This window comes from Pararhizobium sp. P1_E7 (assembly GCF_056405855.1).
The window spans coordinates 1-854 of the sequence record NZ_JBFUBH010000237.1 but is presented as its reverse complement, the minus strand read 5'-3'; the positions used below and the strand labels follow the sequence as shown (position 1 = coordinate 854).

Below are 854 nucleotides of genomic sequence, written 5' to 3'. Positions count from 1 at the left end.
GACCAGTTGTTGCGGGAGGTTTCAAAACGCCTGGCGGCATTTGCCGCCGAAGGCTGCGTTTTCCGTTTTGGTGGTGACGAGTTCATCGTCGTCGCGAGGGGATTGGCACCCGAGAAGGAAGAGCGCTTTGCCAGCCTGATCATTCATTCCGTAACCCGCCCGATCCAGGTGGGCATGATCTGCTGTCAGGTCGGGGCAAGTATCGGATATGCCCGCTGGCCGGAGCATGGCGATCTACCGCAGGATGTTTGTCACAAGTCCGACATCGCCCTTTATGAGGCCAAGAGCAAAGGCGCCAACACGTCCTTTCTGTTTCACGAGGACATGCAGCTGAAGGTATCGGCCCGTGCCAAACTCGAGGGCAAGCTGCGAGATGCGATCGAGGCGGGACGCATCAAGCCTTTTTATCAACCCCTTATCGATCTTCGCTCAGGCTCTGTTTGTGGCTTTGAAGCCCTTGCACGATGGACGGAAGAGGACGGCTCCATTGTTTCGCCGCAACTTTTCATATCGATCGCCGAGGAGACCGGCTTGATTACCACACTGTTTCAGCAGCTACTGAAAGTGGCCTGTGAAGACGCAAAACTGTGGTCGGACGACATCGTTCTCTCCTTCAATTTGTCCCCCGTTCAGATGGAGGACCGGCTGCTCACGTCACGAATTCTGGAAATTCTGAAGGCGGTCGGACTTTCTCCCGCACGTCTGGAAGTGGAAATCACCGAAAATGCATTGATTGAGGATCCGGATCTGGCTGCCTCGATCATTGACGATCTGCACAATGCCGGTATCCAAATCGCACTCGACGACTTTGGCACCGGCTATTCCAGCCTGGCACAGCTGGCCCGGTACAAATT

General features: G+C 55.3%; 1 protein-coding gene. It reads left to right on the top strand.

Going from position 1 to position 854, the window contains the following annotated elements; translation table 11 throughout:
• A partial coding sequence (locus AC1D17_RS29165; RefSeq protein ID WP_477568668.1) for an EAL domain-containing protein occupies positions 1 to 854 on the top strand: 854 nt, incomplete at both ends.